Below are 23,563 nucleotides of genomic sequence, written 5' to 3'. Positions count from 1 at the left end.
AGTCTTCTCAGCTGCGGCATTCTTCTTTTATAGAAACAGCCAGCTTTGGATAATCGGTAAAAATTGCGTCTATCCCCGCTTTCATCATCTGCTTCATATCCTCAGGACGATTGACGGTGAACGGACGGAGCGCCGCTTGGTGTTTTGCAAGATGTTTGATCACTTCAGCGCTGACCGCAGGCGTACCGAGCTTCGGATGATAACCCGAAGCGGGAATGGCGGCAAGATACCGTTCAGGCCGGTACAGCACATCCATTGTCAGCACCGCCCGTTCAATTTCAGGCGCAAGGGCGTGGCAAACCGCGAGACTCTCATGATTAAATGAAGAAAAAATAACGCGCTTTTCCAGTCCGTAATATCTGACTTTTTTGATCACTTCTTCTTCCATTCCTTCGTAACGGAATACACTGTTTTTCAGCTCAATGTTTATCAGAAAATCAGCACGTTCCGCAAAACGCAGCACATCTGACAAAAGCGGAATTCTGACACCTTTAAAAGAATCTTTCCATTTTCCGGCGGCATCGGCGGTTCTGATTTTGTCATACGCCGTATCTTTCACAAATCCTTTCAAAGACGTGGTGCGGTCGAGGGTTTCATCGTGAATGACCACGATCCGGCCGTCTTTTGTCATCTGTACATCAAGTTCGATTCCGTCAGCCCCGTCCTCAATCGCTTTTTTGAATGCGGGCATCGTATTTTCAGGGCAGTCGCCCGACGCCCCCCGGTGGGCAAAAATATTCGTCATATGTGTCACCTCAGATGTTTGTCATCGGTTTTCTCTATTATAATCGTTATGCACATCAGGAGGGCGCTATTTACACATATTTTATCATTACCGTCCGCTGTAATAGGTTTCGATTCCGTTTACAACGGCGTCCGCGGCGTGCTCTTGTCCGTTATCGCTTTTCAGCTTTTCCGCATCTTGAGGATTTGTGATAAAACCTAATTCAGCCAGCACACTCGGCATCTTTGAATATGTAATAACATAAAAAGGAGCTTCTTTTACGCCTCTGTCCCTCATCCCTAAAGACGTGACAAGCTGCTGCTGAATGTCGGAAGCAAGCCTTTCGCTGTCTGCGCCTTCATATGTCGAATTAAAATACGTTTCCGTGCCCGATGCCGTTGAGACGGCTGAATTCGTATGGAGGCTGACGAATAAATCGGATTGGCTGGCGCTCGCTTTCGCCACCCGCTCGTCCAAACGTAAAAAAGTATCGTCAGTCCTTGAAGCTACAGGTTTTGCGCCTTCTGTCTCCAATTTGGCGATCACCTTGTTTGACACCGCTAAATTGATGTTTTTCTCAAGCAGTCCATTTCCGCCGGCCCCGCTGTCTTCTCCGCCATGTCCGGCATCGATATAAATGGTTTTCCCTTGCAAAGGTTCGGCTGCATAAGCGGACGGCGCAAGCAGAAGCAGAGCGGCACCGAAGGCAGCAGCGCTTTTTGTCAGTAAACCCACGTTTTTTTCCTCCCCGTTTTCACATATCTGTTTCTTTTTTCAGTTTCTCAAGCCGTAATTGTCCGTTGCTCTCTTTTTTATAGGTGATTTGCACTGCCGTATGTTCAGGCAGCGACTGACATTCAAACCGCTTAGCGAAAGGCACCTTCACCTCTTGCCTTTCTCCGTCAATTTCGACCGCGATCATATCGTTTCCGGCCGCTTTTATAAATGTTCCTTCCTGTGTAAATGACGGCGCCGCATCAGCCTCCGCGGTATACTCGCAGCCTGATAACAGCCATGCGGTGAAGATCAGAAGTATGGCAGACTTCACACAGATCACCTCACGTTTTCTCATTCGGCTTTATCTTTGAACAGATTGGCCGATTTGTAAAGGGAGCCTCCATTCCTCCAGCGCTTTTCCATATTTGGAATGAAGGCTATCTGACCTGCTGTTTACCTGAACTTAGAAAGAAAACAAGCTGATCAGTCTATGAAAAAGGTTCTGTCTGAAGGCCGAATATGCAGAATTTAACGGAAACGGACGACTTTCTGTTCATTTTGAAAAAATATCAGATCGGCAAAAAAAAGAGAGCCGCGTCATGCACTCTCCCGAACAGAAACATACATATTTATTTTGAGCTTTTCATAAAATGAACGGGACAACTTAAAAGAGCAGCGTATTGGCGGCAATGATGAGAATAATCACTCCGCTCAGCACCGTGCTGAACTGTCCGACGTGAAAAGAACCGATGCGCAATGACGCGGCTTTTTTTCCAAGCGAGCAGCCGATCCATATGGTCAGAAAGCTTCCGATCGCCGCAGTGATGGAAATGGCAGCAGGAGAAAGCCCGATCAACCCCGCGCTTAATCCGTTGGTCAGCGCATTTGCGGATACGGCCACCCCGAGAACCATGGATTCCAATATACCGATTTCTCCCGAACCGTCAGCATCCGCTGTCTCCGGATTTTGCAGCAGACCGGCGAAACGGCGTTTTTTTCCTGACGCGCCAACACGCGTTGTTTTTCTCGGCACAGCCAGCAGAATGATGCGGATACCGATGACAGATAAAATAAACGCCGCCAGCAATACAGGAAGAAAGCCCGGTAAAACGGCTGAAATCCATTTGCCGAAATAAATTCCGATATAACTGAATAAAAAACAGATTAAAGCGATCATCATATTTGACGCGTGCGATATTTTGATCTTCCTGATGCCGTATGACATCCCCACTCCTAAATTATCAATGCTCGAGGACACTGCCAAACCTAAAATCAATAACCAAGCCATGTTATGTTCTCCCCATTCTTTGATGTCTTTTCAACATGTTGTGCTGTTCCAATCTACACTATCCTATTCATCAGCACAGAAAAGGTACCTTTTCTGCAAAAATTATTGATTGACGATCATCATTCCGGCGGAAACGAGGTGACACCCTTGACAGAAAATAAAAATAAGACACTGGGACCCCTTTTAAAATCACTGCTTGATAAGCACTCGCTCTCCATGAGAAAGCTCGGCGCCTTAACAAACATTGATACGGCCACCATCTCCCGGATTATCAACGGCAAACAGAAGGCCAATTTAAAGCATCTTCAGGAATTTTCAAAACACCTCCGCACCCCGCTGGAGGAATTGCTTGAGGCGTCAGGCATAGACATCGGTCATGAAAAAGAAGCTGCGCCGCAAGACCCGATGCACGCGATTCAGGATATGCTGAATATGGCCGAGATGTTTGATCAGCCTTTTTCCCGGGAGCAAATTGAGCGCGAACTGACCAGATATGAACAATACGCCAAAACCCAGCAGGGCCATCGCCTGATTTGCGATGAGTTTCAAAAGAAAATGGACAATGAAGAAAGCGTCGGCCCTTTTATTGATCATTTGAAAAACATGCATCATCAGTATATGGATGAATCAACACCGGCTGAAGACCGCGCGATTCTCGGGAGCGCGCTGCTGTATTATATTTTAGCGACCGACGTCATTCCGGATTACATGTTTCCGATCGGCTACCTGGATGACGCCATCGCCGTTCAAATCGCTTTGAACCGGCTGAAAAAAAAGTAAAGGCGCTTAAAAAAGCGCCCTTTTTGTGTTGAAAAATATGAAACACCGCATTACGGTTTTGTCAAAACAGAGACAGCTGTCATATGATACATCAACCTAACAAAAAGGAGGGTGTCTTCTATGGACAGCAACACAGTTGTGGCAGTGTGCGCTCTGTTAAGTGTTGTGATTCAGATCGGAACGATATTCGCCGCAGGAAAGTGGAAAAAAGAATAAACAAATTGACGGTTTTTTCGCACAAGCGTATGCTTATAAATAACCTTGTAAAAGATAAGAAAGAAGATATGCATATGAAAAAAATCATTCTCCTCTTCGCCGCCGCTGTCATATTCAGCTCGATCGGCCATCAAATTTCAGGAGGATATAAAGATCCTGAAAAGGAACGGAGAAAACCGTTTCATTCGTTTAAATGGTTCAGCCGGTCATAACCTCCGGAAGATGAACAAGCAAAATAATTGCACACAATGAAAACATAAGCTAGAATACGGACGAGTTAAACTCCTAAGGAAGAAGGCGAAATGATGAAGCAAACTTATCAACCGCTGTTTGAACCTTTTGCGTTCGAAAGCGGCGTCACCATACCAAACCGTATTTCAGTCGCACCGATGACACACTATTCATCAAATGATGACGGAACGATTTCCGACCGTGAATTAAGCTACATTACTCCCCGTTCAAAAGAAATGGGCATGGTCATTACGGCATGTGCAAACGTAACGCCGGACGGCAAAGCGTTTCCAGGCCAGCCCGGCATCTATGATGATTCTCACATTCCCGGCTTGAAAAAACTCGCTCAGGCGATCCAGTCTCAAGGAGCGAAAGCCGTTGTGCAGATTCACCACGGAGGATTGGAATGCCCTCCTGAACTCGTGCCAAACAACGACGTCGTCAGTCCGAGCGGCTCAGAAGAAGACGGCAGACAAACGTCCCGGGCCCTCACCGAACAAGAAATTGAGCACATCGTGAAAGCATTCGGCGAAGCGACACGCAGAGCGATTGAAGCCGGCTTTGACGGTGTTGAAATTCACGGGGCAAACGGGTACCTGATTCACCAATTTTATTCACCGAAAACAAACCGGCGCACAGACCGCTGGGGCGGAAGCGATAAAAAGCGCCTTGCGTTCCCGCTTGCAGTCGTTGACGCTGTCAAACAGGCAATTGATACACACGCTGAAAATCCATTCGTTCTCGGCTACCGCCTGTCACCGGAAGAGCCGGAAACACCGGGGCTTACAATGAAAGAAACATTCATGCTCGCCGACGCGCTTGCGGAAGAGAACTTGGATTATCTGCATATTTCACTGATGGATGTCAATTCCAAAGCCCGCCGCGGCGCGGATACTTCACGGACCCGGATGGATCTATTAAACGAACGCGTCGGCCATAAAGTGCCGCTGATGGCCGTCGGTTCCATCTATACCGCGGACGAAGCGCTTGCCGTATTAGAAAGCGGAATTCCGCTGGTGGCTCTGGGACGTGTCATTTTGATTAACCCCGAATGGGCGGTGCTGGTCAAAGAAGGCCGCGAACAGGAAATCGAAAAAGCCATTCAAGCATCTGAAATTGAGAAATACCGACTTCCTGAACCGTTATGGGAAATGATTCAGAATACAGGCGGCTGGGTGCCGTTTGAAAAGTAGACTAAAAAAACTGCCGGATGTCCGGCAGTTTTTTTGATTCACAAGTTTTTACCGCTTTGTTTACTCCTATTTCCAACACACAGCGTACATATAGTAAATAGATTAATAGAAAGGAGACCGTATATGATGGCTGGTTTCCCTATTACGATTAACAGTCTTTCCGGAAACGGGGTTGTCAATGTCGGCGGTGCGTTTTCGATAAGTCCTTTAACCGTATCAAAAACCGTCTACGGCTCAGGAGGGGGAAATACAGGTATGGTCCTGCAAATGAATCAATCCAGCACATCTCAATCTTCAAACTCTCAATACTCTGATCAAAATGTAACGAAAACATTATGACATCCGTATTTCCCTCCCTTTCCGGCTGGCAGCAGCCGGATTCTTTTTGCCGTTTTGTTTAATCTTATTCAAATATCACAGCGTACATATAGTTAGTAGACTGAGAGAGAAAGGAGAAAAAATAGAATGAGCGGTTGCCCGATTACGATAAACAACGTATCAGGAAACGGAGTTGTCAATGTTGGCGGCGCCATATCCATCAGTCCGCTGACTGCATCAAAAACCGTTTTCGGTGCCGGAGGGGGAAATATCGGCATTGTCATTCAAAACAATGCTGTAAGCCAGTCCAAAATGTTTGAACATCAATTTTCAGATCAGAATATTGTGAAGTCATTGTAAGGGCCGCCATGCTGCCCTTACTGCATAAATAAAGCAGGCACACTGATTTCCCGAAAACTTGATTTTAAACATCAGCGATCACCTTTCCATGTTTTGAATGATTTCAGTTAAAGATGAATAGAATGCAGATTGAAAGCATGAGTACTGAATCTCATTAAGGAAAGAAGGAATCGTGATGAAAAAACTTTGCCGGGAAGTTTGGATTGAAGTTGACCTTGATGCGATAAAAAAGAATGTACGGGCGATCCGCCGCCATATTCCGAATACGTCTAAAATTATGGCCGTCGTAAAAGCGAACGCTTATGGCCACGGGTCTGTGGAAGTAGCGCGGCAGGCACTGGAAAGCGGGGCGAGCGAGCTTGCTGTCGCAAGCGTCGAAGAGGGAATTGTGTTACGGAGAGCGGGAATTAAGGCGCCTATTCTTGTGCTCGGCTTCACAGCTCTCAGCTGTGTGAAAAAATCTGCCGTTTGGAACATCACATTATCAGCGTTTCAGGTCAGCTGGATCAAAAAAGCGAATCGGATATTGGAAAAAGAAGCAGAGTCGAAACGGCTGTCCATTCATATCAATGTGGATACCGGAATGGGCCGGCTGGGTGTGCGCACAGAAGAAGATCTTTTAGCAGTGGTGAAAGCGCTCAAGTCGAGTACATACCTGTCATGGGATGGCATCTTTACACATTTTTCAACAGCGGATGAACCGGACACTGAGCTGACGATGCTGCAGCACGAAAAGTTTATCAGCTTCCTCCGCTTTTTAAAAAATCAAGACATTACGCTGCCTACCGTGCATATGTGCAATACAGCCGCTGCTATCGCATTCCCGGAATTCAGCGCCGACATGATCCGTTTAGGCATTGGGTTATATGGTTTATATCCGTCCGCCTCGATAAAGGAACTGAACCTCGTGGATCTCACGCCCGCACTAAGTTTAAAGGCGCGTATCGCTTATGTGAAAGCCATGGTGACAGATCCCCGGACCGTCAGTTATGGTGCCACATATATCGCCGAACCGGGTGAAATCATCGCGACGATTCCGATCGGCTATGCTGACGGTTACTCCCGCGCCCTGTCCAACCGCGGGTTTATTCTGCACCGCGGCAGACGGGTGCCGGTGGCGGGGAGAGTGACAATGGATATGATAATGGTCAGTTTAGGTGAGAATGAGGGCAAACAAGGAGAAGAAGTCGTCATCTACGGCAAACAAAAAGAAGCCGAGATTTCCGTTGATGAAATTGCCGAAATGCTCGGTACGATCAGCTACGAAGTCCTGTCTGTGTTAAGCCGCCGCATCCCCCGCTTTTATTTCAGAGAAGGCAAAATCATTAAAATATCAGCTCCGGTATTATACGTATAGACGGCATAGTTCCCGTATTTATGTATAGAACAAGTACCAGCGTGAGTGATTCCCATTGTTTTCGTCAGCAAAATCTCAAAACGCCTTCTCTTCCGCGTTCATGCACGGAATAGAAGGCGCAAAAAGACATTTAGCCAAAGGCTTGCGTTACGAAGCTTTATGCTCCAATCTCAGCTTGTCAGCAACCATCGCGATGAACTCCGAGTTGGTTGGTTTTGCTTTTGTCATGCTTACCGTATATCCGAACAGTGAAGAAATGGAATCAATATTTCCCCTGCTCCATGCGACTTCAATGGCGTGGCGGATGGCCCGTTCTACACGGCTTGCGGTCGTGTTGAATTTTTTGGCGATGTCGGGATAAAGGACTTTTGTGATGCTGCCGAGGAGTTCAATATCGTTATACACCATGGAAATGGCTTCACGCAAATAAAGATAGCCTTTGATATGGGCAGGCACACCGATCTCATGGATAATGCTTGTAATGCTGGCATCGAGATTTTTCCGCTTCGGCTCCGGCTGGCTGCGGATAATGCTGCTTTGCGCGGACGGCGCACGGTGTGTGACACTGCTGACATTTCCGCTTACCTGGCGGATATGGCCGACAAGGTTTTCCATATCAAACGGCTTCAGGATGAAATAGGATGCGCCTAAATCGACGGCTTTTTTCGTAACGTCTTCCTGACCGAATGCCGTCAGCATGATGACGTTCGGCTGCTTCTCGAGCTCTGATTCCCGCAGACGCTCCAAAACCGCAAGTCCGTCCAGATGCGGCATGATAATGTCTAACACGAGCACATCGGGATTCTTATCTTTAAACAAAGAAAGACATTCCTGTCCGTTATAAGCAACGCCGATCACTTCCATATCATCCTGTCCCTCTATATATTCACTCAACAGGCTTACAAGCTCTCGATTATCATCAGCAACACAAACTTTAATTTTCTCCACGTTTCTTCCTCCCCCAATGTATTAACAGGACGCAACCCATTTGACTGCTATATGTTACATTCGACAAAACCACTACTTCCCCTTTTAAAAAATCCATATTTACCAATAATAGTGGTATATCTTTGTTTTTCTAGCATTTTCTAGGTTTTTCGACTAAAAATTAAGTTTGACAAATCAGGAAACGTGAATTTGTCGAAAAATCTTCATGTCTTATTTTACATGAATCCAGGAAAGAAGTGAAGAACGCATCACATAAAAAAACTGCCGGATCATCCGGCAGTCAGCTTGCTTTGTCTTTCCCGTAAACATCAACACCCGCTTCAGACAGCATCCATTCGATATGAACGCCGTAGCCGCTTGTCGGATCATTGACAAATACGTGGGTTACGGCTCCGACGACCTTTCCGTTCTGGATGATCGGGCTTCCGCTCATCCCCTGAACGATTCCGCCGGTTCTTTTCAGCAGTTTCGGATCTGTCACTTTCAACACCATTCCCTTTGTCGCCGGGAATTTTTGCGGCGTGGTGCTGACGATTTCAATATCAAATTTCTCTACTTTATCGTTTTCGATAACCGTCAGCATTTGCGCAGGTCCTTTTTTTACTTCATTTGACAAAGCAATCGGAAGCGCTTTGTCGGAAATGTTGTTTTTAATCGGCTGATGCAGTGTCCCAAAAATGCCGAACGGGCTGTTGCGGTTAATATCGCCGATCGTTTTCCGTTCTGACGAAAACCTTGCCAGTTTTTCGCCGGGATTGCCGCCTTTTCCTTTTTCAATCGATGTTACAGTAGAACGGACGATTTCTCCGTCTTCTACAACAATCGGTTTTTTTGTATCCATATCAGAGATGACGTGGCCCAATGCGCCGTATTTTTTTGTTTTCGGTTCAAAAAATGTCATGGTGCCGATGCCGGCTGCCGAATCGCGGATATAAAGGCCGATTCGATATTTCCCCTCGGCTTCGTCCTTTGTCGGAATCAGCTTTGTTTTGATTTTTTGCTTATCGCGTTTCACCAATAAATCCAAAGATTCACCGGTTTTGCCCGCTTTTTGAATAAACGGGGCGATGTCGCTCATTTTTTCAATTTTATGTCCGTTCATTTTAATAATGATGTCGCCAGATTCAATACCCGCTTGTTCTCCCGGAGACTTTTTCCCATCCTTTGTCATCACCTGGTGAAAACCGACGACCAAAACACCGACTGAATGCAGTTTTACACCGATGGACTGTCCGCCCGGAATGACCTTCAATTCTGGAAGGACACGCACTTTCGTTTTTTTAATGGGAAACCCGGCAAGATCATATACTACTTCTGACCGGCCTTGTGTTTGCCCTGTTATGTTTGCATGACCGTGCTCTTCTTTCAGCGTAAAGGCTTCTGATAATTCGCCCTTTTCAGCGCTTATTGATGCATTGACCGGAACGGCCTGAGTCTGGTTTTCAAAGACGCTCATTTCTGACGGTATCAGTAAATATTCTTTAAACGGCTTAAAAAAGCCTACACTTAGTAAAGAAACAAGGAGAATTACACCTATTGCTTTCCTCATGTTATCGTGCATTCATTCCTTCACTCTCCTCGCTCCTATCCCACACCACTTTCTTTTTCTGCTACATCTATACTTTTGCCTTCCTGCGCTTGATTTATAACCGGCATACGAAGAAAAACATTGGATACACTGTTAGAGAAATGGAACAAAAAAATAAGCTGCCTGTATCAGCAGCTTATCCTGTCGTTTTTACCTGTCCGGCCTGTTTTAAAAGCTCTTGTGCATGCCGTTTTGTCAGATCGGTCACTTCAACACCCGCAATCATACGGCCGATTTCCGCTACCTTATCCTGCTTGGAAAGCGGCGTGACATGCGTTGTCGTCCGGCCGTCTTTGAATTCTTTTGCGATCAGAAGGTGCGTATCCGCCATGGCGGCAACCTGCGGCAGGTGTGTAATGCAGAGCACCTGTGAACCGGTCGATACTTTATGGATTTTTTCCGCGATGGCTTGGGCAACCCGCCCGCTTACACCGGTGTCCACTTCGTCAAAGATGATGGAGGTGACATCCTGCTGGGAAGAAAAAATACTCTTCATCGCCAGCATCACCCTTGAAAGCTCGCCTCCGGAAGCGACCTTTGACAGCGGTTTTAAAGGCTCACCGGTGTTTGTTGAAATTAAAAACCTCACAAGGTCAATCCCCTTTTGGGTAAGCTGCACGGGCTGCCCGTTAACAACCGGAGCTTCACTGGCAGACGGATCGGTTTTCACGAGAAATTCCGTATCAAACGTTGATTTGCCCATATACAGACTTTGTAATTCCTGATGAATCGCTTCCGCCAGTTTCTTGGCCCATGCTTTTCTGATTTTTGATAAATTGGCGGCTTCTACGGCTACATCTTTGCCGACCGACTCCAATTCCTTCTTCAGCGCTTCAAGGTGGCTGTCGCGGTTCTCGATTTGATCGATTTCCTCTTCTATTTTAGAGCCGTATTCCAAAATGTCTTCTACCGTCGCTCCGTATTTGCGCTTCAGCTGTTTGATCTCATTTAAACGGGTTTCAATAAAATTCAGCCGTTCCGGGTCATATTCCAGATCATCTAACAGATTGCGCATCTGAAAGGTTGCATCCTCCAGCAGATAATAGGAACTTGACACACTTTCAGACAGCTTTTGCAGCGGTTCATTGATATCCGAAATATCTTCAAGCTGGGCAGAGGCCATTCCGACCCAGTCAAGCCCCCCCTGCTCGCTGCGGAGCGCATTATAGGCGTTTTGCAATGATTCATAAATTTTTTCAAAGTTGGATATCTGCTTCCGCTCCTCCTGAAGAAGTTCGTCTTCATTCAATTCAAGCTTCGCCGACTCGATTTCTTCAAGCTGAAATTGAATCAGGTCTAACCGATGCGCCATTTCCTGCTCGCTTTCTGACAGCTTCTTCACTTTTTTGAGCAGCTTCATATAACGCTCATAGCCTTCATGGTAAGCCTGAAGCGCGGATTCGGCCTCAGCGCCCGCAAATTTATCCAAAAGCTCCAAGTGTTTGTCGTCCTCCATTAACAGCTGGTTATCATGCTGTCCGTGAATATCTAATAAAAGTCTGCCGATTTCCCTTAAAGCCGCAATCGTCACTAATTTTCCGTTGACACGGCAGACGCTTTTTCCTCCGGCATTGATGTCCCTTCTCATGACAATCATGTCGTCAGATGCGTCTATTCCCTGCTCACGGCATACTTCAAAAACGGGATGACCGCTGTCCAATAGAAACAGTCCTTCAAGCTCGGCCTTTGTTTCACCGTAACGGACAAATTCGGACGAGCCGCGTCCGCCGACTAATAGGGAAACGGCGTCTATAATAATTGACTTGCCGGCCCCTGTTTCTCCCGTCAGGACGGTGAGCCCCCGTTCAAACGAAATCGTCAGTTCCTCTATAATGGCAAAGTTTTTTATTGATAGTTCAGCTAACAAACAGCATTCCACCTTTTATCTGATAATTACGCTACAGCAGCTCCAAAAGACGGCTTTGTACGCCTTCCGTATCTTCAGGCGTCCTGCAGATGATTAAGATCGTGTCATCTCCGCAGATCGTGCCCATGATTTCTTCCCATTCGAGATTATCCATCAGAGCGCCGATTGCCTGAGCATTCCCCGGCATCGTTTTTAATACGATCATATGGCTTGCTGAGTCAATTTTTACGAACGCATCCATTAATGAACGCTTCAGTTTTGACAGCGGATTGAACCGCTGATCCGCCGGCAGGCTGTATTTGTAGGAGCCGTTGTTCGTCGGCACCTTTACGAGATGCAGCTCTTTAATGTCTCTGGAGACAGTCGCCTGGGTTACCTTATATCCCTCTTCTCTCAGCATGTCAACTAAGTCATCCTGCGTTTCAATCTCATGGCTTGTAATAAGCTCTCTGATTTTTATATGCCTTTGGCCTTTTGTCATGTAAGCACCTCTGTTTTCAAGCTGTTCTTGTCATTATGTTAACCGCTTCTTGATAAAAAGTACATGATGGCAGAAAAAAGGAATAATAGCCCCCTATTATTCCGGTACATCTGTCTTTTTGGCTTTTAATGTCTCATGTGCTTCGCGGACGGTACGGAGAATGTCTTCTTCCGGCAGTTCAGCGCCGTTTCCGTCTTCTCCGCCCCATTCCAAATGAAGCAGAAACTCAATATTGCCGTCTCCCCCCGTAATCGGTGAGAAGGACAGTCCTTTCACTGTATATCCTTCAGAAGCGGCAAATTGATTCATGCGGCGGAGAACGTCAGCATGAACGCCGGGATCTCTGACAATGCCTTTTTTTCCGACGGATTCCCGTCCGGCTTCAAATTGCGGCTTCACCAGTGCGATACAATCGCTCCCCGGTACAAGCAGCGTTTTTAAAACCGGCAGAATGAGGCGGAGTGAGATGAAAGAAACATCGATTGTCGCAAATTCCGGCAATCCCTCTGTGAAATCGGAAGGCTCGGAATAGCGAAAATTCGTCCGTTCCATGACGACGACCCTCTCGTCCTGTCTGAGCTTCCAAGCAAGCTGATTATAGCCGACATCCACTGCGTAGGACCGCTCAGCTCCGTTTTGGAGGGCGCAATCCGTGAATCCTCCTGTAGACGAGCCGATGTCAATCATCGTTTTGCCTTTTACCGAGACAGGAAACACTTCCAAGGCTTTTTCAAGTTTTAATCCGCCTCTGCTGACGTATTTAAGAGGGTTTCCTTTTACCGTTAACGGAAGATCCCGGGCGATTTTTTCACCCGGTTTGTCCAATCGGTTTTCATTTGAGTATACGATGCCCGCCATAATGGCGCGTTTCGCTTTTTCCCGCGTTTCCGCAAGGCCTTTTTCTACAAGAAGTACATCTAATCGTTCTTTTTTTGCTGTCATGATCCAATTCCTTTATGTGTCTTCGGCGGCATCAGCAGTTTTATCCGGTTCATAACCTCAGCCTTCGTGAGACCGATTTCTTCAAGCAGGGCGGTTACGCTGCCGTGTTCAATAAACCGGTCTGGGATGCCCATTCTGTCAATCGGTGTATGATACATGCCGAGGTCATGAGCGTATTCAAGAATCGTGCTGCCGAATCCGCCTTCAAGCACGGCTTCTTCTATCGTTAAAATCGGCAGACCTTCATTAAGAATGGCCTTCATCATCTGTTTATCAATCGGCTTTATGAACCTCGCATTCACGACACGCACGGACAGGCCTTCTTTTTGCAGTTCTTCAGCCGCTTCCAGCGCCATTTCAATGGTCGTACCGAATGTTAAAATGACCGCGTCTTTTCCGGGACGGAGCACTTCCCATGTTCCGATCGGAATGGTTTTCAGCTCTTTATCCATCTTTACGCCGAGCCCGTTTCCGCGCGGGAAGCGCATCGCAATCGGACCGTCCTCATAATTAAGGGCTGTATTGACCATATGGCGGCCTTCATTTTCATCCTTCGGCATCATTAAAACGAGGTTCGGTATATGCCGCAAAAAGGCGATGTCAAAGACGCCTTGATGCGTCTCCCCGTCAGCGCCGACCAAACCGGCGCGGTCAATGCCGATAAATACATTCGCGTTTTGACGGCAGATGTCATGGACGACCTGATCGTACGCCCGCTGCAAAAAGGTCGAATAGATCGCAAGAAACGGCTTCATCCCCTGAAGCGCCATTCCCGCGGCCATTGTCGCCGCATGCTGTTCTGCGATTCCGACGTCAAACATGCGCTCAGGAAATTCTTTCGCAAATCCTTCAAGCTTAGAGCCGACCGGCATGGCCGGTGTAATCGCGACAATTCTGTCATCCTCGCGCGCAAGCTCCTGCACGGTGCCGCTGACAAGTCCGCTCCATGAAGGCGCCGCGGCTTTCGGCTTGACAAAATCACCCGTATTGATTTTATAAGGACCCGTTCCGTGCCATGTGCCGATTGTGTCGGTCTCAGCCGGTTTATAGCCTTTGCCCTTTTTCGTAATGACATGTAAAAGGACAGGACCTTTCGTTTTTTTGGCGTATTGCAGGTTTTCAAACAGTTCGTGGTAGGAATGACCGTCAACCGGGCCTAAATACGTAAAGCCCAGCTCTTCAAAAAACATACCTGACACAAGCATATATTTTAAGCTGTCTTTTATCCGTTCCGCTGTGGCGGCCAATTTTCCGCCGACGGCCGGGATGCGCTTAAATAAATATTCAAGCTCGTCTTTTACCCATTGATATTTGCCGGCCGTTCGAAGCCGTCCCAGCATAGAATGAATCGCCCCGACATTCGGCGCAATGCTCATCTCATTATCATTCAGAATGACGATCATATCTTTTTTCTCATCACCGATATGGTTCAGCGCTTCAAGCGCCATTCCTCCGGTTAAAGCGCCGTCTCCGATAATCGGGATGATATATTCTTTCGATCCTTTAATATCACGGGCGGCAGCCATTCCCATCGCGCCTGAGAGCGATGTTGAGCTGTGGCCTGTTTCCCATACGTCATGTTCGCTTTCGCTGCGTTTCGGGAAACCGCAAAGCCCTTTATATTGGCGCAAGGTTTCAAACTCCTTGCCGCGCCCGGTTAACAGTTTATGAACATAGGACTGATGTCCGACATCCCATAAAAATTTATCTTTCGGACTGTCAAATTCTTTGTGAAGCGCAATTGTCAGCTCGACAACCCCGAGGTTCGGCCCGATATGGCCGCCAGAGGCAGACAGCGATGTGATGAGGAAATTGCGGATCTCCTCACTCAGCTCTTCCAGCTGTTCAATTGACATCTTTTTAAGAAATGACGGGTCCTGTATTGATAAAAGATCCAAAGCGGATCAACTCACTTTCAGCATGAATTTCTGCAAATTAAACAGTGTCTTTTTGAAAAAAGAAAAAGACTCCCTTTGTATTTTCATCGAAACTGCTTACATTTTACCATAGGAGCGGCAGCCCCTTCAAATCAGGACCGTTTTTAATGATCTCTCGCCGCGATTAAATCACAGAGGTCATGCAGCAGTTCTTTCTGAAGAGAAAGGCCGCTGATGATCCGTTTCGCCTCGCTGATATGATACGCCAGCTTCTCTTTCGCGCCTTCTAGCGTTAAAAGCGACGGATACGTTGACTTTTCATTCGACGTGTCTGAGCCGACCGGTTTGCCGATCTTCTCCTCATGCCCTTCAATATCAAGGATGTCATCTCTGATTTGAAATCCGATGCCGATATGGCTGCTGAACAGACGCAGCTTTTCGACTTCATCCTCCGGCGCATCTGCCAAAATGGCGCCCGCCGTCACGGAAAAACCGAGGAGCTTGGCCGTTTTCCGCTCGTGGATGGATTCCAGTTCCTCAAGCGTTATCCGCTTTTGTTCCGCTTCCATGTCGGCAGCCTGCCCGCCGACCATTCCTTCCGTTCCTGCCGCGCTGATCAGCTCATCGACGAGACGGAGCCGTTTTTCTGCTGAAACCGCCTCAGACACGTGAGATGTGATCAATTTAAAGCTTTCTGTCAGAAGCCCGTCTCCGGCCAATACGGCTGCCGCTTCTCCGAAGACTTTATGGTTTGTGGGCTTTCCCCGGCGCAGATCATCATCGTCCATGCAAGGAAGATCATCATGGATTAAGGAATACGTATGAATCATTTCGACAGCGCATCCGACCGGAATCCCGTCTTTTTCATCTTTTCCGTAAGCATTCAGAACGGCTAAGACGACGAGGGGACGCAGCCTCTTTCCGCCCGCTTCCAAAGAATACAGCATAGATTTTTTGAGGATTTCAGGCATCGCAAGCCGTTCCGTATACAAAGAAAGCTGCTGTTCAATCAGTTGTTTGCGCGATGCTAAAAATGCGTCCAGTTTATTTGTCACCTTCGTCTTCCTCCTGAACGCTGAAAGGTGCAAGTTCGCCGTTATCTTTTAAAATAAAGTCCATTTGCTTTTCGACATGCTGAAGCTTTTCATGGCACATTTTTGAAAGGGCCATCCCTTCCTGAAAATAATTAATCGCCTGCTCAAGCGGCACGTCTCCTTCTTCAAGCTTTGCCACAATACCTTCAAGGCCTTTCATCGCCTCTTCAAATGTCAGCTCTTCACTTTTTTTGGTTTCTGTCATTTTCGTTCGCCTCTCTTTTGCAATACTTCACACGTCAGAACGCCGTCTGTCATCTTTACTTCAAGCGTATCATTTTGTTCGACTTGATCAACGCTTTTGATCAGCTCTTTGTCTTTATAGGCCAGACTGTATCCTCTCTCCATCACCTGAAGGGGACTTAATGCATTCAGTTTACCAAGAACCGTCTGAAACTGCGAATGAAGCTGCTTCAGCTGGACATTCATGCTTCGGGCGAGCTGATTTGAGCGCTCCTCGTACCGTTTTTTCGCCTGTTTCAGCTGGGTTTCAGGGTGGAGCGCCGTTAATCTGTACGTATTCCGCTCCAGCTGCCTTTGTTTCCTGTCCGTAAGCCCTGTGAGCTGTGATTGGAACTGCTGATACAAAAGATCAAACTGCTGTTCTTTTTGGGTATACAATCGTTTCGGAAAACGGAACGCGTAGGACGACTGGAGCGATTGAACCCGTTCTTTTTTCTTGCTGATATGCTGCTGCATCGCTCTTGTCAGACGGACTTCCGCCGTTTTTGTCCGTTCCATTAAGTCCGTCGTATGGGGGACGGCAATTTCTGCCGCTCCTGTCGGCGTTGCCGCCCGGATATCCGCGACGAAATCGCTGATTGTAAAATCTGTTTCATGTCCGACGGCTGATATAATCGGAATGGCGGAAGCAAAAATCGCCCGGGCCACGATTTCTTCGTTAAATGCCCACAATTCTTCGATCGAGCCCCCTCCCCTTCCGACGATCAGGACGTCACACATTTTTTGTGCATTGGCTTCTTCAATGCGCTTCACAATCGATCTGCTGGCATTTTCACCTTGAACGAGCGCGGGAAGCACAATGACTTTCACAAGGGGGTATCTTCTTTTGAGTGTGGTAATGACGTCTCTGACGGCTGCTCCCGTCGGTGACGTGACGACCCCGATCGTAGCCGGAAAAGCGGGGATGGCCTGCTTATACCGGTCATCAAACAACCCTTCGCCGGCAAGTTTTTTCTTTAATTCTTCATATGCTAAGTAGAGCGCCCCCACACCGTCCGGCTGCATTTCTTTCGCGTACAGCTGATAGCTTCCGCTCGGTTCATAGACGGAGATCCCGCCTCTTACGATGACCTTCATTCCGTCCTCGGGCTTAAACGCAAGCCTCGAACTTTGTCTTTGAAACATGACAGCCTGCATGCGGGCATGCTCATCTTTTAATGTAAAATAGATGTGGCCTCTCGTATGAATTTTAACATTGGAGAGCTCACCCTTAATCCAAATGTCTTCAAGATGAGGGTCCACATCGAATTTTCGTTTAATGTATTTGGTCAGCGCGGAAACCGTGACATATGCCGCTTCACTCACATCCTGCACTCCTTTCATAAAGGCTTTTTGCCCTAAACTAAGAAAACCCGCTCTGGCTGAAAGGAGCCTTAAGAAGCGGGTATCGTGCTCATTGTCACACTTTTTGTGACTGTCTCCGGTTATCTATGATAACGTACGTCTGGCAGATTTAACAGTATTATGCGCAAGCATCGTGATGGTCATCGGACCTACTCCGCCCGGCACCGGTGTAATGAAAGATGCTTTTTCTTTCGCTTCATCAAACTGAACGTCTCCGCAGAGTTTTCCGCTTTCGAGACGGTTGACGCCGACATCAATGACAATGGCGCCCTCTTTGATTTGATCGGCTTTGATGAAATTCGCTTTACCGACCGCTACCACAAGAATATCTGCTTTTTTCGTATGCTCAGACATATTTTTCGTGCGGGAATGGCAATATGTGACGGTCGCGTTTTCGTTCAGCAGCAGCTGGCCGACCGGTTTACCGACAATATTGCTTCGTCCGACTACAACAACTTCTTTGCCGGAAAGATCTACGTTCGTCTTTTTCAATAACTCGACAATTCCGTGCGGCGTGCATGGAAGAAATGTATCTTCGCCAAGCAGCATTTTCCCGACGTTGAGAGGGTGGAAACCGTCAACATCCTTATCGGGAGAGATCCGCTCGATTACGGCTTTTTCAGAAATATGATCCGGAAGCGGCAGCTGGACGAGAATGCCGTGGAATTCCGGATTTTGATTATACTGATCAATCACTGTTAAAAGCTCCGCCTCGGTTAAGCTTGAGTCAAAGCGGTCAAGCTTAAATTTCATTCCCATTGTTTCAGCGGCTTTTTTCTTGCCTGTCACATATGAAACAGAAGCGGGATCGTCTCCGATTAAAATGACCGCCAAACCAGGCACTACGCCTTGTGCTTTCAGCTCTTCTACTTCTTTTGCCAATTGTTCGCGTTTTTCTTTAGCCGTTTCTTTTCCGTCGATGATTGTTGCAGTCATTTTCTTTCCTCCTATGATTCGATATCAGTTTTAATGTTAGAAAGAACCCCGTTTACGAATTTTGCAGCTTTATCGTCGCCGAACCGTTTTGCCAGCTCGATTGCTTCGTTTAATGACACGTTAGCAGGAATGTCGTCAGTATAAACCATTTCATACACCGCCAGACGCAGGATCGCGCGGTCTACGTTTGCAATCCGGTCAAGCTTCCAATTGACGAGATGGCCGGAAATCATTTCATCAAGCTGAACCTGATGTTCGATCACTCCGTACACCAGCTGTTCAAAGAAGGCATCTGTTTTTTCACCATCAAGCGCGTGCTCAATGGCATCGTTCGGTGCAATATCGCTGACATCAATCTGAAAAAGTGCCTGCAAAGCTTTTTCTCTAGCTGTTCTTCTTTTCATTTTCTTTCTCCTTCAGATCCGCTTTATCCGCTTGTCGTTAAGCTTAAAGAGATCATAACATATTTTTTTCTCAATCGCATGTCGAAATTTAGGTTTTTTCACCCTAATGCCGAATATTTTCACAAACCGTATTAATTTCATTCGGATTTCACAGCATGAAGAAACTCGGCTGCCGTTTGTAAGCCGGCTTTCTTCATGCCTGAAATGACGGGAAACGTATAAAAAACCAAAGGGCTGCCCATCCCCTTGGTTTTTATACGCTCATTACATTTCTTCGTCGATTTCGACTTCTTGGGCTTTCGTGTCAAATTGAATGCCGACGATATGAATATTGATTTCATTAATGGTCAGAGACGTCATGTTTAATAAGGTTTGGCGGATATTCTCCTGAACGCTTGCCGCCACTTTCGGGATCGAGATCCCGAATTGAACGACGCAATAGACGTCGATGGTAATGCCGTCATCGGCTAAATCGACCTTTACGCCTTTACCGTGATTGATTTTGCCGAAGCGCTCTACGACGCCGGTGGCGAAATTGCCGCGCATTTCAGCAACTCCTTCAACTTCGGAAGCGGCGATGCCGGCAATGACTTCAATGACCTCAGGAGCAATTTCAACCTTGCCTAAATGAGCCTCGTCATGATCCATTTTAAGCACACTGTTGTCTTCCATTCAATTCACCTCCCGCAAAAATTATGAGCCCATTACATCATATGTTTCTAAAAACTTTGTATTAAACTCTCCGCTGACAAATGTTTCGTGTTCAAGCAGTTTCAGATGGAACGGAATCGTCGTTTCAATACCTTCAATCACGAATTCGCTCAGCGCGCGTTTCATCCGTGCGACTGCCTCATCACGCGTTGTTCCGTATGTGATGACTTTAGCAATCATACTGTCATAGTACGGCGGGATCGAATAGCCGGGATATGCGGCTGAATCCACGCGTACGCCGAGTCCGCCCGGCGGCAGGTACATGTTAATTTTACCGGGTGAAGGCATGAAGTTTTTCGCAGGATTTTCAGCATTGATGCGGCATTCAATCGCCCAGCCGTTAAATTCAACGTCTTCCTGTCTGAGCGAAAGCTCCTGTCCGGATGCCACTTTGATCTGTTCTTTGATCAGATCCGTTCCCGTCACCATTTCTGTGACAGGGTGCTCTACTTGAATACGCGTGTTCATTTCCATGAAGTAGTAGCGCTGTTCTCTGTAGTCATAAATGAATTCTACTGTGCCGGCTCCCGTGTAACCGACGGCCTTCGCTGCTTTTACCGCAGCTTCGCCCATCTGCTCCCTGATTTCAGAATCAAGCGCAGGTGACGGTGACTCTTCAAGAAGTTTTTGCAGACGTCTTTGGATAGAACAGTCACGCTCTCCGAGATGGATCGTGTTTCCGTAATTATCCGCAAGCACCTGAATTTCAACATGGCGGAAATCTTCTATGTACTTCTCGATGTACACACCCGGATTTCCGAATGCCGTAGCGGCTTCCTGCTGGGTAATCTCAATGCCTTTGATCAGTTCTTCTTCTGTGCGTGCGACCCGGATGCCTTTTCCGCCTCCGCCCGCAGTGGCTTTTATAATGACAGGATACCCAATTTCACCTGCAAGCGAAACCGCTTCTTCCGTATTTTTTATGATTCCTTTTGAACCGGGCACAATCGGCACGCCCGCCAGCTGCATCGTGTCGCGCGCGATATCTTTTGTTCCCATTTTTGAAATGGCGTCAGCCGTAGGGCCGACAAACGTTACGTTCAATTCCTCGCACAGCTCGGCAAAGTCGGCGTTTTCAGCTAAAAACCCGTATCCCGGATGAATCGCATCCGTGCCGGTCAGCTTTGCGACGCTGACGATGTTCGTTACATTTAAATAGCTTTCTTTTGATGTTTTCGGCCCGATACAAAAAGCCTCATCGGCCATTTGGACATGCAGGGCGTCTTTATCTGCCTCAGAATAAACGGCTACAGTTTCAATGCCCAGCTCTTTGCAGGCCCGGATGATTCTGACGGCGATTTCTCCTCGGTTGGCGATCAATAGCTTTTTAATCATAATAGCAGGTCTCCTTACTCAGCTTTTACAAGAAATAGAGGTTGTCCGTATTCGACCAGCTGGCCGTTTTCAACTAACACTTCAACGATTTCTCCTTTTACTTCGGCTTCAATCTCGTTAAAGAGTTTCATTGCTTCTACGATACAAACAACTGTATTTTCGCTCACTTTTGAACCTTGGTTTACGTAAGGGCCGGCTTCCGGCGATGAAGAAGCATAAAACGTTCCGACCATCGGAGACGTAATTTTGTGCAGGTTTTCGTCTTGTTTCGGCGCTTCCTGAACAGGAGCGGCTTCACGCGCTTCAGGTTTTGCAGCCTGCGGAGCAGGTGCGTAAGCGGCGGGAACGGCTTGGGCTTGTCCCGTTACATTCACTGCCGGCGCTTCATTTTTTTTCAGTTTGAGGCTTACGCCTTCGATTTCGTAAACGAATTCGTCGATGGAAGATTCATCGATTCTTTTTATCAGTTCATGAATTTCGTTGATTTTTAACATCAGTTTCCACTCCTATGTATAAAAAATAGAAATTTATGGGTTGCTACTAAAAGTACATACTATGTTTATCTTACAGGAGCGCTTGTGTAAATTCAACACTGATCTAAAATGACATCAGAAAAGCCCGCAGCAGGTGCGGGCGGTGGAGATCTCTTATTTTGTCGGTTCAAACGTGACGGCGACGTCTTTCATCGTCTTGATTTCTTTTTCCACCAGGTCAATGATAGCGGAAGCTTTTGCGTTTGAATGTTTGTCAGACATGACCGTAATGTTGATTTTGTCTCCTTCAGCATCCACGAGCGCATCTTTGTAGCCTTGTGTTTTAATCAGCGTTTCCAGCTGTTTTTCCGTCCCTTCAGCATTGCTCAGCGCCGTCATTTTATCGTAGGCTTCGCTTTTTTCCTTTGCGGTCGCATCATCGCTTGAAACAATGCTGTTTAACTGTTCCCTTTCTTTGCTTCTTGCGTCTTCAAGTTCCATGCGGTATGCGGTAAATAAGTTTTCATCAGCTGTTTCTGTAGCGACCGATCCGTCTTTGTCCGATGCTTCGGCTGATGTTTCTTTATCCTCTTTTGTGCCTTTAGAATCTTTCGTTCCTTTTGTTCCGTCTTCTTTATCCGTGCCGCTTCCGTTCTTATCTTTCGTTTCAGGAGCCGGCGTTTTTTCAGTTGCCACTTCTCCGCTGCTTTTTTCGCTTTTCATCTGCACGGCATTTTTGCTTTCCGGCGACATAATATAATAAACACTTAATACCACGACGAGACTGAGCATTGTTAAAAGCCAAACCGTTTGTTTTTTCAGCATGATTTATGAATCCTCCTTGATTTTTTTAGGGGCAACCGCTACACGGTAGCTCGGAACATCAAGCACCCTTGTGACGGCATCAATGATGGTTTTTTTTATTTGAACGTTGTCCACTCCCTGAGCGACAACGAGTACACCGCGGATATCGGGCTTTTTCGTCTGGACGACGACCGGGGTTTCCTGATCCCCGTTTCGAATCATGACAATTTGTTCCTCTGAGGTTTGATCGGTTACGCTTCTTTTGCCGCCTTCTTTATCGGTTTCTTCGGTGGTGGTGTCTTTTTTCGTTTTATTTTTCTCAAACACTTTCAAAGATGTGGCGTCTACGTTCACGACAATTGAGACATCCTCCACGCCGATAATCGTTTCAAGGATTTCTTTCAGCTGGTTTTCATAGTCTCTTTCGTAATCATCGATTGTGGTTTTGGCGCTGCTGTCTTTCGATGCCTTAAAAACGGGTGCGCTTTTTTGCCCGCTTTTGTCTTCCGTTCGGCCGGACATGACGGTCTGCGCCGCTTGGTCCTTCCCGGTTTTCTCCGGTGAAGAGAACAGCTGGCTCACCAGCATAAAAGATACCCCGAGCACAAACACGAACAGAAAGTAATGATATTTTGTCAGTTTTGGTTTTTCTCCGTCTTTCGCCTGTCCGATCATCAGCTGTTTTTTGAGTATGGTCCATAGTCCGTTTTTATTCATGGCCGTTTTTCTCCCCGCCTTCCATATAAACCGTAATTTTCTCACTGCCGATTTCCCATATATCCGCAAGTTTTTCTTTGATGTCTGCGGCCTCTTTTTTTTCGGCTGCGCCTTCCGGTTCGTATTTGCGGTCTGTGCGGATGTCGATCGGTGCGACGGTTTGCACGGTTTTTTCAGAAGATGGGGCCATATACACGCTGATCGTTTTTACATCTTCTTCTGAACGAACCTGTTCTTCCGCTGTAAGGCGGATGTCGTCTATTTTGTATTCGTCATGACTGAACATCTCCTCCGCTTTCTTTTTTAGTTGGACAGCCATTTCTTCTAAAACATATGCGCGGTTTGATGCTTGTATTTCTTTTTTTTCTGATTTGATTTGATTTTTTATATCAGCGGATTGGGATTGCTCTTGTTTTGTCAAATAATCGAAGATGATTTCCGGGTCTGTTTTGAAAAGTTTGAAGATCGGGTTGAGCATGACAATGATTAACAGCAGGCTGACAACCATCTTGGCGTATTTTTGCATACTGGAGCTTGGCAGCAGCATGTCGATGACGATGGCGAATAAGATAAATAAAATAATGCTTGTCAGCCATTCTGTTAAAAAGCTCATAT

At 46.9% G+C, this 23,563-nt stretch carries 27 protein-coding genes; 6 read left to right on the top strand and 21 right to left on the bottom strand.

The features are described from left to right. Positions 1-7: 7 nt before the first annotated feature. The 4 genes from G9F48_RS12805 to ytaF all read right to left on the bottom strand — a co-directional run bounded on the left by G9F48_RS12805 (position 8) and on the right by ytaF (position 2,729). Positions 8-745: a glycerophosphodiester phosphodiesterase gene (locus tag G9F48_RS12805; RefSeq protein WP_070082093.1), complete on the bottom strand. Its 738-nt coding sequence runs from the start codon at positions 743-745 to the stop codon at positions 8-10. 87 nt (positions 746-832) lie between these two features. Further along, positions 833-1,459, bottom strand: coding sequence for an N-acetylmuramoyl-L-alanine amidase family protein (locus G9F48_RS12800; RefSeq protein WP_165409574.1), 627 nt, complete (start codon positions 1,457-1,459; stop codon positions 833-835). 19 nt (positions 1,460-1,478) lie between these two features. Further along, complete coding sequence (locus G9F48_RS12795; RefSeq protein WP_165409573.1) at positions 1,479-1,796, bottom strand: hypothetical protein; 318 nt, start codon at positions 1,794-1,796, stop codon at positions 1,479-1,481. Positions 1,797-2,105: 309 nt separating this feature from the next. Continuing rightward, a complete protein-coding gene (gene ytaF, locus G9F48_RS12790) occupies positions 2,106-2,729 on the bottom strand; it encodes a sporulation membrane protein YtaF (protein WP_165409572.1) in 624 nt (207 codons plus the stop codon). 147 nt (positions 2,730-2,876) lie between these two features. On the opposite strand from ytaF, the gene G9F48_RS12785 reads away from it, so the two are divergent. The 6 genes from G9F48_RS12785 to alr all read left to right on the top strand — a co-directional run bounded on the left by G9F48_RS12785 (position 2,877) and on the right by alr (position 7,184). Next, complete coding sequence (locus tag G9F48_RS12785; protein ID WP_014418348.1) at positions 2,877-3,509, top strand: helix-turn-helix domain-containing protein; 633 nt, start codon at positions 2,877-2,879, stop codon at positions 3,507-3,509. Positions 3,510-3,799: 290 nt separating this feature from the next. Next, positions 3,800-3,937, top strand: coding sequence for a hypothetical protein (locus G9F48_RS12780; RefSeq protein WP_014470646.1), 138 nt, complete (start codon positions 3,800-3,802; stop codon positions 3,935-3,937). Positions 3,938-4,030: 93 nt separating this feature from the next. Continuing rightward, positions 4,031-5,149: an NADH-dependent flavin oxidoreductase gene (locus tag G9F48_RS12775; protein WP_165409594.1), complete on the top strand. Its 1,119-nt coding sequence runs from the start codon at positions 4,031-4,033 to the stop codon at positions 5,147-5,149. A 126-nt stretch (positions 5,150-5,275) separates the two neighbouring features. Further along, a complete protein-coding gene (locus tag G9F48_RS12770) occupies positions 5,276-5,488 on the top strand; it encodes a spore germination protein (RefSeq protein WP_003153183.1) in 213 nt (70 codons plus the stop codon). A 126-nt stretch (positions 5,489-5,614) separates the two neighbouring features. After that, a complete protein-coding gene (locus tag G9F48_RS12765) occupies positions 5,615-5,827 on the top strand; it encodes a spore germination protein (protein WP_014305392.1) in 213 nt (70 codons plus the stop codon). A 175-nt stretch (positions 5,828-6,002) separates the two neighbouring features. Beyond that, a complete protein-coding gene (gene alr, locus G9F48_RS12760; RefSeq protein WP_165409571.1) occupies positions 6,003-7,184 on the top strand; it encodes an alanine racemase in 1,182 nt (393 codons plus the stop codon). Between the two features lie 147 nt (positions 7,185-7,331). Here the strand turns inward: alr and spo0A are convergent, their stop codons facing one another. The 17 genes from spo0A to spoIIIAF all read right to left on the bottom strand — a co-directional run bounded on the left by spo0A (position 7,332) and on the right by spoIIIAF (position 23,561). After that, positions 7,332-8,132: a sporulation transcription factor Spo0A gene (gene spo0A, locus G9F48_RS12755; protein ID WP_003153177.1), complete on the bottom strand. Its 801-nt coding sequence runs from the start codon at positions 8,130-8,132 to the stop codon at positions 7,332-7,334. Between the two features lie 280 nt (positions 8,133-8,412). Further along, the gene (gene spoIVB, locus G9F48_RS12750) at positions 8,413-9,693 is read right to left on the bottom strand and encodes a SpoIVB peptidase (protein WP_007408360.1); all 1,281 of its coding nucleotides are present in this window, start codon (positions 9,691-9,693) and stop codon (positions 8,413-8,415) included. Between the two features lie 163 nt (positions 9,694-9,856). After that, positions 9,857-11,587: a DNA repair protein RecN gene (gene recN / locus G9F48_RS12745; protein ID WP_077722583.1), complete on the bottom strand. Its 1,731-nt coding sequence runs from the start codon at positions 11,585-11,587 to the stop codon at positions 9,857-9,859. A 31-nt stretch (positions 11,588-11,618) separates the two neighbouring features. Then, entirely contained in the window at positions 11,619-12,068 is a 450-nt protein-coding gene (gene ahrC, locus G9F48_RS12740) for a transcriptional regulator AhrC/ArgR (RefSeq protein WP_003153173.1), read from the bottom strand. A 96-nt stretch (positions 12,069-12,164) separates the two neighbouring features. After that, a complete protein-coding gene (locus G9F48_RS12735; RefSeq protein ID WP_003153172.1) occupies positions 12,165-13,010 on the bottom strand; it encodes a TlyA family RNA methyltransferase in 846 nt (281 codons plus the stop codon). Then, positions 13,007-14,908, bottom strand: a complete 1,902-nt coding sequence (gene dxs, locus G9F48_RS12730) for a 1-deoxy-D-xylulose-5-phosphate synthase (RefSeq protein WP_044053456.1) — start codon at positions 14,906-14,908, stop codon at positions 13,007-13,009. The genes G9F48_RS12735 and dxs overlap by 4 nt, the downstream gene beginning before the upstream one ends. Before the next feature lie 143 nt (positions 14,909-15,051). Continuing rightward, positions 15,052-15,942 (bottom strand): polyprenyl synthetase family protein, encoded by an 891-nt coding sequence (locus G9F48_RS12725; RefSeq protein ID WP_043867281.1) that lies wholly within the window; start codon positions 15,940-15,942, stop codon positions 15,052-15,054. Continuing rightward, positions 15,932-16,186 (bottom strand): exodeoxyribonuclease VII small subunit, encoded by a 255-nt coding sequence (locus G9F48_RS12720; RefSeq protein WP_007408352.1) that lies wholly within the window; start codon positions 16,184-16,186, stop codon positions 15,932-15,934. Before G9F48_RS12720 ends, G9F48_RS12725 begins: the two co-directional genes overlap by 11 nt. Further along, entirely contained in the window at positions 16,183-17,529 is a 1,347-nt protein-coding gene (xseA, locus tag G9F48_RS12715; RefSeq protein ID WP_165409570.1) for an exodeoxyribonuclease VII large subunit, read from the bottom strand. The genes G9F48_RS12720 and xseA overlap by 4 nt, the downstream gene beginning before the upstream one ends. Before the next feature lie 123 nt (positions 17,530-17,652). Continuing rightward, positions 17,653-18,504, bottom strand: a complete 852-nt coding sequence (gene folD / locus G9F48_RS12710) for a bifunctional methylenetetrahydrofolate dehydrogenase/methenyltetrahydrofolate cyclohydrolase FolD (protein WP_007408350.1) — start codon at positions 18,502-18,504, stop codon at positions 17,653-17,655. Positions 18,505-18,515: 11 nt separating this feature from the next. Beyond that, complete coding sequence (gene nusB, locus G9F48_RS12705) at positions 18,516-18,908, bottom strand: transcription antitermination factor NusB (protein WP_061890719.1); 393 nt, start codon at positions 18,906-18,908, stop codon at positions 18,516-18,518. A gap of 264 nt (positions 18,909-19,172) precedes the next feature. Continuing rightward, positions 19,173-19,580, bottom strand: a complete 408-nt coding sequence (locus G9F48_RS12700) for an Asp23/Gls24 family envelope stress response protein (RefSeq protein WP_003153156.1) — start codon at positions 19,578-19,580, stop codon at positions 19,173-19,175. A gap of 21 nt (positions 19,581-19,601) precedes the next feature. Further along, positions 19,602-20,954: an acetyl-CoA carboxylase biotin carboxylase subunit gene (accC, locus tag G9F48_RS12695; protein WP_007408348.1), complete on the bottom strand. Its 1,353-nt coding sequence runs from the start codon at positions 20,952-20,954 to the stop codon at positions 19,602-19,604. A gap of 14 nt (positions 20,955-20,968) precedes the next feature. Beyond that, complete coding sequence (gene accB / locus G9F48_RS12690) at positions 20,969-21,448, bottom strand: acetyl-CoA carboxylase biotin carboxyl carrier protein (RefSeq protein WP_070082099.1); 480 nt, start codon at positions 21,446-21,448, stop codon at positions 20,969-20,971. Positions 21,449-21,601: 153 nt separating this feature from the next. After that, positions 21,602-22,252, bottom strand: coding sequence for a SpoIIIAH-like family protein (locus G9F48_RS12685; RefSeq protein WP_003153150.1), 651 nt, complete (start codon positions 22,250-22,252; stop codon positions 21,602-21,604). 3 nt (positions 22,253-22,255) lie between these two features. Then, the gene (gene spoIIIAG, locus G9F48_RS12680; RefSeq protein ID WP_159164957.1) at positions 22,256-22,948 is read right to left on the bottom strand and encodes a stage III sporulation protein AG; all 693 of its coding nucleotides are present in this window, start codon (positions 22,946-22,948) and stop codon (positions 22,256-22,258) included. Next, on the bottom strand, positions 22,941-23,561 hold the full coding sequence (gene spoIIIAF, locus G9F48_RS12675) for a stage III sporulation protein AF (RefSeq protein WP_015388014.1): 621 nt from the start codon (positions 23,559-23,561) through the stop codon (positions 22,941-22,943). The genes spoIIIAG and spoIIIAF overlap by 8 nt, the downstream gene beginning before the upstream one ends. Between the last annotated feature and the right edge of the window lie 2 nt (positions 23,562-23,563).

The organism is Bacillus sp. EKM420B (assembly GCF_011065565.1).
In the GTDB taxonomy this organism is placed as follows: domain Bacteria; phylum Bacillota; class Bacilli; order Bacillales; family Bacillaceae; genus Bacillus; species Bacillus velezensis.
The sequence above is the reverse complement of the archived record's forward strand: the minus strand, read 5'-3'. Positions and strand labels throughout refer to the sequence as shown.